The organism is Curtobacterium sp. YR515 (assembly GCF_900113095.1).
Lineage (GTDB): Bacteria > Actinomycetota > Actinomycetes > Actinomycetales > Microbacteriaceae > Curtobacterium.
The window spans coordinates 317,818-332,853 of record NZ_FOOD01000001.1 but is presented as its reverse complement, the minus strand read 5'-3'; the positions used below and the strand labels follow the sequence as shown (position 1 = coordinate 332,853).

Below are 15,036 nucleotides of genomic sequence, written 5' to 3'. Positions count from 1 at the left end.
GCACCAATAGACTGGTGCGCAATCCACGAACCGATCGACGGAGCACCATGCCTGACATCACGAGCGAGCAGGTCGCCCACCTGGCGAACCTCGCACGTATCGCACTCACGCCCGAAGAGATCGAGAAGCTCACGGGGGAGCTGTCGCACATCGTCGACAGCGTCGCCAAGGTCACCGAGGTCGCCACCCCGGACGTCCCGGCGACCAGCCACCCCGTGCCGCTCGGCAACGTCACCCGACCCGACGTGGTCGGTCCGACCCTCACGCAGGAGCAGGCGCTCTCGGGCGCACCCGACTCCGACGGCGAACGGTTCCGCGTGACGGCCATCCTGGGAGAAGAGCAGTGACCGACATCACGAAGCTGAGCGCCGCGGCGCTCGCCGACGCCCTCGTGGCGCGCGACGTCTCGAGCGTCGAGGCCACCCAGGCGCACCTCGACCGCATCCAGGCGGTGGACGGCGACGTCCACGCCTTCCTGCACGTCAACCAGAACGCGATCGCCGCGGCGAAGTCGATCGACTCCCGCCGTGCCGCCGGTGACGACCTCGGTCCGCTCGCCGGCGTGCCGATCGCGATCAAGGACGTCCTGTGCACGCAGGACATGCCCACGACGTCCGGCTCGAAGATCCTCGAAGGCTGGGTGCCGCCGTACGACGCCACCCCGGTCGCGAAGCTCCGTGCCGCCGGCCTCGTGCCGCTCGGCAAGACGAACATGGACGAGTTCGCCATGGGCTCGACGACCGAGTTCTCGGCGTACGGCCCGACGCACAACCCGTGGGACCTCGACCGCATCCCCGGTGGCTCCGGTGGTGGTTCGGCGGCCGCGGTCGCCGCGCACGAGGCACCGCTCGCCCTCGGCTCGGACACCGGTGGCTCGATCCGCCAGCCGGGCGCCGTCACCGGAACCGTCGGCGTGAAGCCGACCTACGGCGGGGTGAGCCGCTACGGCGCGATCGCCCTGGCCTCCAGCCTCGACCAGGTCGGCCCGGTGTCGCGCACCGTCCTCGACGCCGCGCTGCTGCACGACGTCATCGGCGGGCACGACCCGCGTGACTCCACGAGCATCCCCGACGCCTGGCCGTCGATGGCGGCCGCTGCGCGCGAGGGCCTGCAGGCGGACACGCTGCGCGGCCTGCGCGTCGGCGTGGTGAAGGAGCTCGCCGGTGGCGAGGGCTTCCAGGCGGGCGTCACCGAGCGCTTCCACGAGACCGTCGCCCTGCTCGAGTCGGCCGGTGCGGTCGTCGTCGAGATCGACGCTCCGTCGTTCGCCTACGCGATCAGCGCCTACTACCTGATCCTCCCGGCCGAGGCCTCGTCGAACCTCGCGAAGTTCGACTCCGTGCGCTTCGGGCTCCGCGTGACGCCCGAGAACGGTGCCACCGTCGAGGACGTCATGGCCGCCACGCGCGAGGCCGGTTTCGGTCCCGAGGTGAAGCGCCGCATCATCCTCGGCACCTACGCGCTGAGCGCCGGCTACTACGACGCCTACTACGGGTCGGCGCAGAAGGTCCGCACCCTCGTGCAGCGCGACTTCCAGGCCGCGTTCGAGCAGGTCGACCTGCTGGTCAGCCCGTCGGCCCCGACGACCGCGTTCCCGATCGGTGAGCGCATCGACGATCCGCTGGCGATGTACCTCAACGACCTGACGACGATCCCGGCGAACCTCGCCGGTGTCCCGGGCATGAGCATCCCGAACGGCCTCGCTCCCGAGGACTCGCTCCCCACGGGCGTGCAGCTCATGGCACCGCAGCGCGAGGACGCCCGGCTCTACCGGTACGGCGCCGCCCTCGAACGCCTGCTCGAGCAGCAGTGGGGCCGCCCGCTCATCGACAGCATCCCGGACCTCGACCAGAGTCAGCAGTCCGCTGCGCAGGAAGGTGTGATCTGATGGCGCAGAAGGACGCGCTGATGGACTTCGACGAGGCACTCCGGCTGTACGAGCCGGTCCTCGGGTTCGAGGTCCACGTCGAGCTCGCGACGAAGACCAAGATGTTCTCGGACGCGCCGAACTTCTTCGGTGGCGAGCCGAACACGAACGTGACGCCGGTCGACCTCGGGCTCCCCGGGTCGCTGCCGGTCGTCAACGCGCAGGCCGTGCGGTACTCGATCCAGCTCGGGCTCGCGCTCGGCTGCTCGATCGCCGAGTCCTCGCGGTTCGCCCGGAAGAACTACTACTACCCGGACAACCCGAAGAACTACCAGATCTCGCAGTACGACGAGCCGATCGCGTACGAGGGCGAGGTCGAGGTCGAACTCGCCGACGGCACCATCTTCACCGTGCCGATCGAGCGCGCCCACATGGAAGAGGACGCCGGCAAGCTGACGCACGTCGGCGGTGCCACGGGCCGCATCCAGGGTGCCGAGTACTCGCTCGTCGACTACAACCGCGCCGGGGTCCCGCTCGTCGAGATCGTCACGAAGCCGATCTTCGGTGCAGAGGAGCGCGCACCCGAGCTCGGTGCGGCGTACGTGCAGGTCATCCGTGACCTCGTCCGAGCGCTCGGCGTCTCCGAGGCCCGCATGGAACGTGGCAACCTCCGCTGCGACGCGAACATCTCGCTGCGTCCCCGCGGGCAGGAGAAGCTCGGCACGCGCACGGAGACGAAGAACGTCAACTCCTTCCGGGCCGTCGAGCGGGCCATCCGCTACGAGATCCAGCGTCAGGCCGCGATCCTCGCCGCCGGTGGCTCGATCACGCAGGAGACCCGGCACTGGCACGAGGACACCGGTCGTACCTCGGCCGGCCGTCCGAAGTCCGACGCCGACGACTACCGCTACTTCCCGGAGCCCGACCTGCTCCCGGTCGTGCCGGACCCGGCCGTGATCGAGGAGCTCCGTGCCTCCCTGCCCGAGGCCCCGGTGGCACGTCGCCGTCGGCTCAAGGGCGACTGGGGCTTCACCGACCTCGAGTTCCAGGACGTCGTGAACGGCGGGCTGCTCGACGAGCTCGAGGGGACCGTCGCCGCCGGTGCCGCACCGCAGGCCGCCCGCAAGTGGTGGACGGGTGAGATCAGCCGTGTCGCGAACACGCGGGACGCCGCCCCCGGTGACCTCGTCTCGCCGCAGCACGTCGCCGAGCTCATCGCCCTCGTCGAGTCCGGTGACCTGACCGACCGCCTGGCACGCCAGGTCCTCGAAGGCGTCATCGCCGGCGAAGGGTCGCCGTCGCAGGTCGTCGAGTCGCGTGGGCTCAAGGTCGTGTCGGACGACTCGGCGCTCACCGCCGCGGTCGACCAAGCGCTCGCCGCACAGCCCGACGTCCTCGCCAAGATCAAGGACGGCAAGGTCCAGGCCGCCGGCGCCATCATCGGTGCCGTCATGAAGGCCATGCAGGGCCAGGCGGACGCCGCCCGCGTCCGCGAGCTGGTGCTGGAGCGCGCGCAGCAGTCGTAGTCCGGACCGAACGATCGACGGGAGGCGCGGTGCCGGCTGGCACCGCGCCTCCCGTCGATCCTGGGGACGCGTCAGCGACCCGGTGAAAGGATGAGTCGTGTCCGCAACGATCCGCGCCATCGGTACCGCCGTCCCCGAGACGACACTCGAGCAGGCTGCGGTGCGCGACCTCTTCGCCTCGCAGCCCGACCTGGGCCGGCTCGGCAGGCGGCTCGTCCCCGCCGCGTTCGACGCCTCCGCCGTCGAGCACCGGCACACGGTGCTCGAGGAACTCGACAGCACGCGGCCGTCCGGTGCCTTCCGCGACGACCACGGCGTGCTGCGGTCCCCGTCGACCGGCACCCGGAACGACCGGTACCGTGAGCTCGCCCCGGCCCTGTTCGTGGCGGCCGCCCGCGACGCCGTGGACCGCGCGGGTGTGACACCCCAATCGATCACCCACGTGGTGACCGTCTCGTGCACCGGGTTCACCCAGCCCGGCCCGGACCTCGACGTCGTCACCGAACTCGGCATCCCCCGCACGGTCTTCCGCCAGCACATCGGGTTCATGGGGTGCTGCGCGGCGTTCCCGGCGCTCCGCATCGCTGCGGCGTTCGCCGAGTCCGTGCCGTCCGCCGTGGTGCTCGTCGTCTGCGCCGAGCTCTGCACGCTGCACGTCCGGGCGAGCGACGACCCGGACCAGATCGTCGCCAACAGCGTCTTCGGGGACGGTGCGGCGGCCGCCGTGGTCACCGCCGAGGGTGCCGGACTCCGCCTGGACGACTTCGCGACGACGGTCGTGCCCGAGGGTGCGTCCGAGATGGCGTGGAACATCGGCGACGAGGGCTTCGAGATGGTGCTCAGCACGGCCGTCCCGAAGCTCGTCGGCGCCACGGTCGCCGAGGCCGTCGCACCGCTGCTGTCCGCCGTGGGCTCCGCTGCCGTCGACGTTCCGACCTGGGCCGTGCACCCGGGCGGCCGCGCGATCCTCGACCGGACGCAGGTCGCCCTCGGGCTGCCGGACGCCGCCCTCTCGGCGAGCCGCGCCGTACTCCGCGACCACGGGAACGTCTCGAGTGCCACCGTGCTCTTCGTGCTCCGCCAGGTGCTCGACGACGGCATCGACGACGGTGCCCCCGTCATCGCGCTCGCGTTCGGGCCGGGCCTGACGGTCGAGGCCGCCCGACTCACCGCCGTCGGCAGCTTGCGACCGTCGATCCCGACCCGCGAGCAGGACGAACCGGCCAAGGCGGCGACGGCAGCAGCCCGAGACCATGCGGTCGAAACGGCGACCACGGGCGTCTCGTGAGCCGCACCGAGGGGATCGACCCGCGCCTCCCGGCCGTCGATCTGACCACGCGCGCACTGGACCTCCACGAACTCATGGACGACCCGGACTGCGACCCGCGCGCGCTCGCGCGGACGTTCCGACGCTTCGCCGTGGTGAACGCACTCGTGAGCGGCTGGCGCTCCGCGTGGCGGACGCACGTCGCGCCGGCACTCCCCGCGAACGGGCGGGGACGCGTGCTCGACCTCGGGTGCGGCGGCGGCGACCTCGCGCGGGCGCTCGTCCGGTGGGCTGCCGCCGACGGGTTCGACGTCGAGGTCGTCGGGGCCGACCCGGACGCGCGGGCGATCGACGCGGCGACCCGCTCCACCCCGCGTGGTGTCACCTTCCGACAGCAGTCGAGCGCCGAGCTCATCGCCGCGGGGGAGCGGTTCGACGTCGTCGTGTCGAACCACGTGCTGCACCACCTCGGCGACGAGGAGCGGCGCGGGTTCCTCGCGGACTCCGAACAGCTGGCGACGAGCCGCAGCCTGCACTCGGACATCCGGCGGTCGCGCTCGGCCTACCGGGCGTACGCGGTCGGTTCGACGCTGGTCGCGGCCGGCACCTTCGTGCGGGTCGACGGGTTGCGCTCGATCCGGCGGAGCTTCACGCTGCCGGAACTCCAGGACGTCCTGCCCTCCGGGTGGCGGGCGGAGCGGGCGGCACCGCACCGGGTCCTCGCGATCCGCGACGCCTGACGTCCCCGGAGGGCGCTAGCGTCGCTGCATGGCCACGCCCCACCTGCACCGCGTTGCGGTCCTCGTGCTCGACGGGGCGAAGCCGCTCGACGTCGGGATCCCGGCGCAGGTCTTCTCGAACCGCCCGAGCATGCCGTACGAGGTCCGGGTGTGCGGCCCCCGCGTGGGACGCATCACCGGGGGAGACGGCCTCGCGTACGCGGTCGACCACGGGCTGGACGCCCTCGAGTGGGCCGAGACGGTCTTCGTGCCCGGGTACCGGTTCCCCGCGGACACGCCACCGCCGGCCGACGTGGTGGCGGCGCTCGGGCAGGCGCACGAGCGGGGCGTCCGGATCGCGGCGATCTCCACCGGGGCGTTCGCCCTGGCCGCCGCCGGACTGCTCGACGGCCGCCGTGCGACCACGCACTGGCACTACACGCGGGTGCTCCGCGACCGGTACCCCGAGGTCGACGTGGACGAGGACGTGCTGTTCGTCGACGCCGGGTCGGTCCTGACGAGTGCGGGAGCGGCGAGCGGGATCGACCTGTGCCTGCACATCGTCCGGCAGGACCACGGGGTCGGGCTGTCGAACCACGTCGCACGGCGGCTCGTGAGTGCCCCGTACCGGAGCGGCGGGCAGGCGCAGTACGTCCCGCGGAGCATGCCCGAGCCCCTCGGAGACGTCTTCGCCGAGACGCGGGAGTGGGCGCTCCGGCACCTCGCCGACCCGCTGACGCTCGAGGTCCTCGCCCGGAACGCGACGGTCTCGCCGCGGACGTTCTCGCGGCGCTTCGTCGAGGACACCGGGTACACGCCGATGCAGTGGGTGCTCCGGGCTCGGGTCGACCTCGCACGGGAGCTGCTCGAGCGCTCGGACCTCGCCGTCGACCAGGTCGCCGAGCGGGCGGGGCTCGGGTCGGACGCCAACCTGCGGACGCACTTCCGTCGGATCCTCGGGACCTCGCCGACCGAGTACCGGCGGACCTTCCAGGACTGACCGCGTCGCCGCAGTGGTGGCGACATCCTTTCGAACGCTGGCTTCCCAGCCACTGGAGCCGCGCCTCCCGGGCCGTGAGCATGGACCGCGGAACGAAAGGAAGTCCACATGACCCGCATCGCGATCAACGGCTTCGGCCGCATCGGCCGCAACACCCTCCGCGCGCTCCTCGCCCGGGGAGGCGACGACCTCGAGGTCGTCGCCGTCAACGACCTCACCGCACCCGAGACGCTCGCCCACCTGTTCCGGTACGACTCCGCGCTCGGCCCGTTCGCCGGGACCGTCGAGGTCGACGGGGACACCCTCGTCATCGACGGACGGCGCATCCGCGTCCTCGCGTCGCGCGAGCCGTCGGAGCTCCCGTGGGGCGACCTCGGCGTCGAGGTCGTGCTCGAGTCGACCGGCCGGTTCACCGCGCGCGACGCAGCGGCGGGACACCTGACCGCGGGAGCCCGCCGCGTCCTCATCAGCGCGCCCGCCACCGGCGCGGACGCCACCATCGCGTACGGCGTGAACTCCGACGTGTACGACCCGGCGGTGCACACCGTCGTCTCGAACGCCTCGTGCACGACGAACGCGCTCGCGCCGCTGGCGTCGGTGCTCGACGACCTCGCGGGCATCGAGCACGGGTTCATGACGACCGTGCACGCCTACACGCAGGAGCAGAACCTGCAGGACGGTCCGCACCGCGACCTGCGTCGGGCGCGTGCCGCCGGGGTGAACATCGTGCCGACGTCGACCGGCGCGGCCAAGGCCATCGGGCTCGTGCTGCCGCGGCTCGACGGCAAGCTGTCGGGTGACGCGATCCGGGTGCCGGTGCCGGTGGGGTCGATCGTCGAGCTGAACACCGTGGTGTCGCGGGACGTCACCGTCGAGGAGGTCAACGAGGCCTACCGTGCTGCCGCCGCGGGGCCGCTCGCGGGGGTGCTGGCGTTCACGGCGGACCCGCTCGTGTCGACGGACATCACGGGGCGGCCGGAGTCGAGCGTGTTCGACTCGCTGCTCACCCGTGTCGACGAGGGGCGGCACGTGAAGGTGGTCGCCTGGTACGACAACGAGTGGGGGTTCTCGAACCGGGTGGTCGACATGCTGGGGCTGCTGGCGCGCGCGTAGCGCGGCGCGCGCGGCGCGGCGCGCGGCGCGCCCCGCGCGGCGGTCTCGCCGAGTCTCGGCTCGGCGGACAGTTTCGCGGCCCGGCGGCCCGCATCTCGTCCGCCCTGCCGAGTCTCGGGGCGCGCGAGCACGGGATGGGCGCGAGCACGGTCGGACGGGAGGCGCGGTGCGGGCTGGCACCGCGCCTCCCGTCCGTGTGTGGGTGCGTTCCGGGCGCGGTGTGGGTCGTGCCGCGGAAGCGACAGCGCACAAAGTGCGCGCGATGATGCTGCCGCTGGAGCGACAGTGTGCTGCGATCGTCGTGCGGCACACTGTCGCTTTCGCGGGCGCGTGCGCGGGCGCGGCGGGCGCGGGCGCGTGCGCGGGCGCCGCGCGGCCCGCGCGCGGCGCGTGCGCCGCGTCAGCGGATCAGCGCCGTGGTGCTCGCGAAGGCGCGGGAGCGCACGGCCTGCCGGTAGCGGTCGAGCGCGTCGTCGTCGGCCCCGACGGACTCCAGTGCCGCCAACCCCGCCCCGAGCACGGGAGGATCGGTCACCCACGTCGGCACCGCTCCGGGCACCCGGGCAGCGAGGCCGTCGACGACGCCCTCGACGAGCAGGGGATCCCGCGCTGCGAGCACACCGCCGCCGAGGACCACGGGCACCGGGCTCGCGGCCGAACCACCGAGACCGAGACGCTCGAGCGCGACCGCGGCGAGCAGGATGATCTCCTCGGCCTGCCGCGCGACGACGCCGGCGGCCACGGCGTCACCCGCGCCGGCGACCTCGAACAGCACCGGGCACAGCCGGTTGAACACCCGCTGGTCGAGGCGGCCGAAGTGGATGGCCTCGGTCACCTCGCGGACGCTGCGGAGGCCCAGTGCCGCCGGGACGGCCGTGACCAGGGCCGTCGCCGGTCCGCGACCGTCGTCTGCGCGGGCTGCGTGCCACAGCGCACGGCTGCCGAGGTACGCGCCGCCGCCCCAGTCGCCGGAGACGTCACCGATGGCGGGGAACCGTGCGGTGGTGCCGTCGGCCCGGACCGCGAGCGCGTTGATGCCCGTGCCGCAGACGACCGCGGCGGCGTCCGGCGACAGCGTCCCCGCCCGCAGCAGTGCGAACAGGTCGTTGTCGAGGACGTGCGGCGCGCCGCCGTCGGTCTCCCAGTGCGCGAGCGCCTCGGTCGCCGCGACGAGTTCGTCGTGCAGGTCGAGCCCGGCCAGGTACACGTGCGTCGTCCGGATCCGACGGTCGCCGAGGTCGCCGACGACCCGCGCCCGGACGTCGTCGAGGATCGGCCCGGCGACGTCCCACCCGCGGGTCTGCGGGTTCGAGCCGGGGCCCCGTGCGTGCCCGACGATCGAACCGTCGAGTGCGATCGCGACGACGTCCGTCTTGCTGCCGCCACCGTCGACGGCCAGGACGACGTCGCTCGGCGCCGGCGGGACGGGTGCGGGCGGGCGGGTCGCTCGGGCGGTGCCGACACCGCTCCCGGACCCTCCGGCTCCGTTCAGCCCGCCCACGTCAGCTGCTCCGATCGCGTCCACGGCAGGTGCTCCGCGTTCGCGGCCAGGAGCAGGTCGGTGAGCCGTTCGGCCTTGTCGACCTGCCCGACGAGCGGGTGCGCCCACATCGCGCGGAGCACGCGGTCGCGGCCTCCGTGCACGGCGGCGTCGAGGGCGAGGCGTTCGTACCCGGCGACGTGCGACACGAGTCCGACCATGTCGGCGTCGAGTGGCGCGACGGGCAACGGTGTGATCGCCGCACGGGTGACCCGGGCCGGGACCTCGATCACGTGGTCGTCGGGGAGGAACGGGAACGTGCCGTCGTTGCGCACGTTGAGGACCTGCACGTCACCGCGGTCGCCGAGGATCGAGGAGAGCACGTCGATCGCCGCCTCGGAGTAGTAGGCGCCGCCGCGCTGCTCGAGCTCGGCGGGCTTCGTCACGACGGACTCGTCCGCGTACTTCGCGAGCAGGGCCCGCTCGGTCTCCATGACGGCCTCGGCACGGGTGGGTGCGTGCAGCTGTTCCTCGAGCACGACGTCGTGGCTGTAGAAGTAGCGCAGGTAGTACGAGGGCACGGCGTGCTGCAGCCGGATGAGGTCGGCCGGCATGTGCACGCTCTCCGCCATCCGGTCGAGGGCACCGGTGTCGGCACGGAGCAGGTCGGACAGGACGTCGCGCTCACCGGAGCCGTCCGTCACGTGGACGCCGCGCTCCCACGTCAGGTGGTTCAGACCGACGTGGTCGAGCCGGACGGCCGACGGTGCGACGTCGAACTCCTTCGCGAAGCGCCGCTGGAACCCGATCGCCACGTTGCAGAGCCCGACGGCCCGGTGCCCCGCTTCGAGCAGTGCACGGGTGACGATGCCCACCGGGTTCGTGAAGTCGACGATCCACGCGTCCGGCTTGGCGTACCGCTTGACGAGCGACGCGTACTCGAGCACGACCGGCACGGTGCGGAGCGCCTTCGCGAACCCGCCGGGCCCGGTGGTCTCCTGCCCGATGCAGCAGGCCTCGTGCGGCCAGGTCTCGTCCTGGTGCCGGGCGGCCTGCCCGCCGATCCGGAGCTGGAACATGACGGCGTCGGCGTCCGAGACCCCGGCGACGACGTCGTCCGTGACGTGGATCGTGCCCGGGTGGCCGGCGTGGGCGAACATCCGCTTCGCGACACCGCCGACGAGTTCGCGCCGGACGGGGTCGGGGTCGACGAGCCACAGCTCGTCGATGGGCAGCTGATCGCGGAGCCGGGCGAAGCCGTCCACGAGTTCGGGGGTGTAGGTGGATCCGCCACCGATGACTGCGAGTTTCACTGTGGTGCTATCCCTTCACGCCGGTGAGCGCGATGCCCTCGACGAATGCCTTCTGTGCGAAGAAGAAGATGATGACGACGGGCACCATGACGACGACGGTCATCGCCATCGTCATCGACCAGTCGGTGCCGTGTTGGCCGCGGAACGTGGCGAGCCCGTACGCCACCGGCCAGGCGGCCTGGTTCTCGGAGGCGTACAGGAGCGGGCCGTAGTAGTCGTTCCACGAGTGGAAGAACATGAAGATCGCCGCCGACGCGATGCCCGGGCGGGCCATGGGGACGACCACGCGCCACAGCACGCCCCACTCGCTGCATCCGTCCATGCGAGCGGCGTCCCCGTACTCCTTCGGGATCGTCATGAAGAACTGACGGAGCAGGAAGATGCTGAACGCGTCGCCGAGCAGGTTCGGCAGGATGAGCGGCCAGAGCGTGCCGGTGAGGTGCAGCTCGGACCACATCACGTAGACCGGCACCGCGGTGACCTGCGGGGGCAGGAGCATCGCGACGATGATCACGGTGAAGATCAGGTTCGCGCCACGGAACTTGATCTGGGCGAGCGCGTACGCCGCCGGGACCGAGCTGACGAGCATGAACGCGGTGGCGAGCACGGCGTACATCGACGAGTTGCCGAACCACTGCACGAGCGGCAGTTCGGTGAACACGCGGCCGTAGTTCGAGAAGTCGAACGGGCGCGGCACGATCGACGCGGTGAGTGCCTGGTTGCTCGACATCAGCGACGTCAGGATGACGAACACGATCGGCGCGATGGTCAGGACGCCGAGCGCGACGAGTGCGGCGTGCTCGGCGATCCAGACCAGCAGGCTGCGGCGCGGACCGCGGGCGGAGCCGGACGCCGCACCGCGGGGAGCCCTGGCGAGCGGGGACTGGGACACGGCGGTCATCAGGACTCCTCGGGTCTGAAGACGGAGATGCGGCGCATCGTGAGGACGAGCACCACGGCGGTGACCACGAACAGCACCACGGCCATCGCGGACGCGTAGCCGAACTGGAAGTTGGCGAACCCGTGCTGGTAGAGCAGCTCGGTGTAGGTGAGCAGCGAGGTGCCCGGGTAGCCGAGCTGCGCCGCGGTGCCTCCGCCGATCGTGGCCTTGCCGCTGGCGACGCCCGACGCGACGGCGGCCTCGGTGAAGTACTGCAGGGCCGCGATCACCCCGGTGACGGCGGCGAACCCGATGACCGGCGCGATCGTCGGCAGCGTGATGTGCCGCACCTGCTGGACGCCGTTCGCCCCGTCGAGCGACGCGGCCTCGTACAGGTCGCGCGGCACGTCGAGGAGCGACGCCAGGAAGATGATCATGATGTCGCCCATCACCCAGACGCCCATGATCACGAGCGAGGGCTTCGACCACGCGGGGTCGTTGAACCAGAGCGGGCCGTCGATGCCGAACACCCGCAGGATCTGGTTCACGGGGCCGGTGCCGGGGTTGAACAGGAAGACGAACGCGACGACGCTCGCGACGGGAGGCACCAGGGCGGGCAGGTAGAACAGCGTCCGCCAGAACCCGGTCGCCGTCTTCGCGCGGCTGAGCAGTCCCGCCACGAGCAGCCCGCAGACGATCCGGACCGGCACGAGGATGACCACGAACCACAGCGTGTTCACGACCGCGGGGCCGATCTGCGGGTCCTGGGTGAAGAGGAACCGGTAGTTCAGCAGCCCGACGAACTCGGGTTCCTGCAGCTGGTTGTAGCGCGTGAACGAGTAGAAGATCGACGCGACGAGCGGGTACGCGAAGAAGATCACGAGGCCCGCCAGGGCCGGGGCGAGCATCGTCAGCGCGACCAGGCGACGGCGGGACTCGGCGGAGCGGCGCCGACGTGGCCGGCTCCCGGGGGCCGTCGAACGCGACCCGGCGCTCGCCGGCGGCCGGGAGGCGCGGGTGGGCCGCGCCTCCAGGCTGCCGGTCTCAGGGGTGGTGACGTCGGTCATGGTCACGGACCAGCCAGCTGGTTGGCGTTGTCGATGTCCGAGTCGAGCTTCTTGAGCTTCGCGTCGAGGTCGCCGCCGTTCTGCTGGTACGCCTGCCAGAACTTCGTGAAGGTGCCGATGTAGGCGGCGCCGTCCGCGGTACCCGGCGAGGTCATCGTGTCCTTGTCGCCGGCGACGTCGACGAAGGTCTTGTAGTTCTCGTCGACCTCGAGCTTCGGCGACTCGAGGGCCGAGGTGAGCGTCGGGATGTTCTTGAGCCCGTTGCCCATCGTGACCTGCGCGTCGGTGTTCGTGGAGAGGTACTTCAGCAGCGCCCAGGCCAGCTCGGGGTGCTTCGACCCCTTCGCGATGCCCGCCACGTTGCCCGCGATGTAGGTCGATCCGTAGTTGCCGAGGCCGTCCATCACCGGGGTCGGTGCGGTGCCGTAGTCGAGGTCCGGCTTCTGGTCCTTGATGAAGGCGGTCCGGTACTCGCCGTCGATCTGCATCGCGACCTGACCGGTCTGGAACGCGTTGTCGGCGGCGAACTCCTGGCCGAGCCCCGAGGTGAAGGCCTTGAGCTTGTCGTAGCCGATCTCGTCGACGAAGCCCTTCTGCCAGGTGATGAGCTTCTTCCAGGCGTCGGACGTGCCGATCACGCTGTTGCCCTTCGCGTCGAGCCACGAGCCGTCGACCATCGGGGCCCAGTGCTCGGGGGAGTTCTCGTAGAAGTCGATGAGCGGGTTGAAGCCGAGCTGCTTGATCGACCCGTCGGCGTTGTAGGTCGTCAACTTCAGGGCGTCGGCCTTGAGCTCGTCGAGCGTCTTCGGCGGGGTCGTGATGCCCGCCTTCGCGAGCAGCGGCTTGTTGTACATGAGCGCACTGACGTCGGCGAGGGCCGGCAGGGTGCAGCGCGTGCCCTTGTACTGCGTGTACGACTGCACGGCCTTCGGGATGTCCGACAGGTCGACCTTGTCACGCTTGATGTACGGCGACAGGTCGCGGAAGGCGCCCGAGGAGCAGAAGCTGCCCACGATGGCGGTCGAGTACGACAGGCCCACGTCGATGTTCTGGCCGGACGAGATCGCCTTCTGGAGCTTCTCGTCGTCCTGGCCAGCGTGGATGTCGACCGTGACGCCGGGGTTCTCCTTCTCGAAGCCGGCGACGGCGCTCTTCACGACGCCGGCTTCGCGCCCGGTGAAGAAGTGCCACAGGGACACGGTGCCCTTGAGGTCCTTCGGTGCGCTCTTCTCGATCGAGTCGGCGCTGCTGCCGGAGCTGCAGCCCGCGACGACGAGGGCGCCCACGGCGGCGACGGCCGTGGCGGTGACGATGCGGCGGAACGTCCGGCGGTGCGGGACGTTCGGTTGGGGGAGGGACACTGCGGTACTCGCTCTCTGGTCTCGCTCCGACGCGGTGCGGTCGCGGTGCCGCACGCCGGACGGATCCGGGCGTGCGACGTCGTCACCGGGCGCGCCGAAGAGCCCTGGGACAGGGCCGGGTGATGGTGCCTCGAGTGGTGCGGGTGGGGTGGTGCTGGTCAGGGGCGCTCGGCCGGGTCCGGTGCGGGCACATCGTCGCTGATGCGCTCGAGCCGGTCCGCGAGCGCGGTGCGGACGACGTCGATGAGGACGTGCCGCGCACCGTGCAGGACGGGGGTGTCGGGGACGCCGGGGGCCACGACGGCGGTGGACCAGCGCGTGCGGGTCCGGAGCCAGGCGGTCACGGCGGCGGCCAGGGCGGGTCCGCCCGCGATCCCGGTCGGGCCGTGCAGCACGACCGTCTCGGGATCGGCGACAGCGAGGGCGGGGAGCACGTTGTGCCCGACGCGCTCGCCGAGGGCGGTGGTGAACGGGTGCTGCTCGGGGAGTCCGGGCAGCTGCGGGAGCACCTGGCGCCAGTCGGCAGCGGTGCCGTCCGGTGCCGTGATCCCGTGTTCGGCGGCGAGGGCGATGATCGCGGACTCGGAGATGAGGTCCGCGACGATCGTGGCCGTCGGGTCGATGGAGCGTGCGTCTGCGGGCACGCCGAGGTAGCCGATCTCGCCGGCGGCACCGGACGCGCCGGTGTGCAGGTGGCCGCCGAGGTCGAGCGCCATGCCGAGGCCCTCGGCCATCCAGAACAGGGCGAACGACCCGGGGGTCCGTCCGGCGCCCATGTTCCGTTCGGCGATCGCCGCGAGGTTGGCGTCGTTCTCGATGACGACGCGGACCCCGAGTGCGGCGGAGAGCGTCGCGGCGACACGGTCCCGGGGCCAGCCGGGCAGGCCGTCGGTGAAGATGAGGGTGTCGGTCGCGTGGTCGACACTCGCCTGGACCCCGATGCTCACCGCGGTGACGAGGTCCGGGTCGACGCCCGCGGCCGCCGCGGCCCGGGAGATCGCGGCGGCGACGATGTCGGCACCGGGCGCGCGCATCTCGGCCGGGGACATCGTGTGGGTCGCGACCGGGAAGGTCCGGCCCGCGGCGTCCACCACGGTGCTCCGGACGTCGACGAGCTGGACGTCGACCGCCACGCCGAGGTCGCGGTCGGTGATCGCTTCGTACACCACCGCGCTCGGGCCCCGGCGACCGGCCTGCGGTGCGGTGCCGGCTTCGCGGATGAGGGCCGCCGCCTCGAGCCGCCGGATGATCTCGGCCGCGGTCGGCTTGCTGAGCCCGGTGCGCTGGGCGATCTCGTTGCGGGTGAGCGGCCCGTCGTCGAGCAGGAGCTCGAGCGCTGCCCGGTCGTTGAGGACACGCAGGAGGCCGGGCTGGCCGGGGGTGCGTCCTCGAGTGGTCATGTCGAGGACTGTAACGGACAACCTTCTTTACTGAAAGGTTTGT

The 15,036-nt window shown here is 71.8% G+C and carries 13 protein-coding genes; 7 read left to right on the top strand and 6 right to left on the bottom strand.

Annotated features, from left to right (window positions below):
• The first annotated feature begins 47 nt into the window (after nt 1-47).
• The 7 genes from gatC to gap all read left to right on the top strand — a co-directional run bounded on the left by gatC (nt 48) and on the right by gap (nt 7,492).
• The gene (gene gatC / locus BM028_RS01585) at nt 48-347 is read left to right on the top strand and encodes an Asp-tRNA(Asn)/Glu-tRNA(Gln) amidotransferase subunit GatC (RefSeq protein ID WP_070416660.1); all 300 of its coding nucleotides are present in this window, start codon (nt 48-50) and stop codon (nt 345-347) included.
• Nucleotides 344-1,888 carry an Asp-tRNA(Asn)/Glu-tRNA(Gln) amidotransferase subunit GatA gene (gene gatA, locus BM028_RS01580; protein WP_092384150.1) on the top strand — a complete coding sequence of 515 codons (1,545 nt, stop codon included), beginning with the start codon at nt 344-346 and terminating at the stop codon, nt 1,886-1,888. Before gatC ends, gatA begins: the two co-directional genes overlap by 4 nt.
• The gene (gatB, locus tag BM028_RS01575) at nt 1,888-3,393 is read left to right on the top strand and encodes an Asp-tRNA(Asn)/Glu-tRNA(Gln) amidotransferase subunit GatB (protein ID WP_071295008.1); all 1,506 of its coding nucleotides are present in this window, start codon (nt 1,888-1,890) and stop codon (nt 3,391-3,393) included. Before gatA ends, gatB begins: the two co-directional genes overlap by 1 nt.
• A gap of 97 nt (nt 3,394-3,490) precedes the next feature.
• The gene (locus BM028_RS01570; RefSeq protein ID WP_092384148.1) at nt 3,491-4,681 is read left to right on the top strand and encodes a type III polyketide synthase; all 1,191 of its coding nucleotides are present in this window, start codon (nt 3,491-3,493) and stop codon (nt 4,679-4,681) included.
• On the top strand, nt 4,678-5,400 hold the full coding sequence (locus tag BM028_RS01565) for a methyltransferase domain-containing protein (protein ID WP_083295014.1): 723 nt from the start codon (nt 4,678-4,680) through the stop codon (nt 5,398-5,400). Before BM028_RS01570 ends, BM028_RS01565 begins: the two co-directional genes overlap by 4 nt.
• 28 nt (nt 5,401-5,428) lie before the next feature.
• The gene (locus BM028_RS01560; RefSeq protein ID WP_092384146.1) at nt 5,429-6,379 is read left to right on the top strand and encodes a GlxA family transcriptional regulator; all 951 of its coding nucleotides are present in this window, start codon (nt 5,429-5,431) and stop codon (nt 6,377-6,379) included.
• A 108-nt stretch (nt 6,380-6,487) separates the two neighbouring features.
• Nucleotides 6,488-7,492, top strand: coding sequence for a type I glyceraldehyde-3-phosphate dehydrogenase (gene gap / locus BM028_RS01555; protein WP_092384144.1), 1,005 nt, complete (start codon nt 6,488-6,490; stop codon nt 7,490-7,492).
• A gap of 400 nt (nt 7,493-7,892) precedes the next feature.
• On the opposite strand, the gene BM028_RS01550 is transcribed toward gap, so the two are convergent.
• From BM028_RS01550 to BM028_RS01525, 6 genes are all read right to left on the bottom strand, one after another.
• Complete coding sequence (locus BM028_RS01550; protein ID WP_254789352.1) at nt 7,893-8,993, bottom strand: N-acetylglucosamine kinase; 1,101 nt, start codon at nt 8,991-8,993, stop codon at nt 7,893-7,895.
• Entirely contained in the window at nt 8,981-10,285 is a 1,305-nt protein-coding gene (locus tag BM028_RS01545) for a 6-phospho-beta-glucosidase (RefSeq protein ID WP_071295011.1), read from the bottom strand. The genes BM028_RS01550 and BM028_RS01545 overlap by 13 nt, the downstream gene beginning before the upstream one ends.
• A gap of 7 nt (nt 10,286-10,292) precedes the next feature.
• Nucleotides 10,293-11,186 (bottom strand): carbohydrate ABC transporter permease, encoded by an 894-nt coding sequence (locus BM028_RS01540; protein ID WP_071295012.1) that lies wholly within the window; start codon nt 11,184-11,186, stop codon nt 10,293-10,295.
• Nucleotides 11,186-12,232: a carbohydrate ABC transporter permease gene (locus BM028_RS01535; RefSeq protein ID WP_217637349.1), complete on the bottom strand. Its 1,047-nt coding sequence runs from the start codon at nt 12,230-12,232 to the stop codon at nt 11,186-11,188. Before BM028_RS01535 ends, BM028_RS01540 begins: the two co-directional genes overlap by 1 nt.
• A gap of 2 nt (nt 12,233-12,234) precedes the next feature.
• Nucleotides 12,235-13,593 carry an extracellular solute-binding protein gene (locus BM028_RS01530; RefSeq protein WP_092384142.1) on the bottom strand — a complete coding sequence of 453 codons (1,359 nt, stop codon included), beginning with the start codon at nt 13,591-13,593 and terminating at the stop codon, nt 12,235-12,237.
• Nucleotides 13,594-13,751: 158 nt separating this feature from the next.
• Complete coding sequence (locus BM028_RS01525) at nt 13,752-14,993, bottom strand: ROK family transcriptional regulator (protein ID WP_092384140.1); 1,242 nt, start codon at nt 14,991-14,993, stop codon at nt 13,752-13,754.
• Between the last annotated feature and the right edge of the window lie 43 nt (nt 14,994-15,036).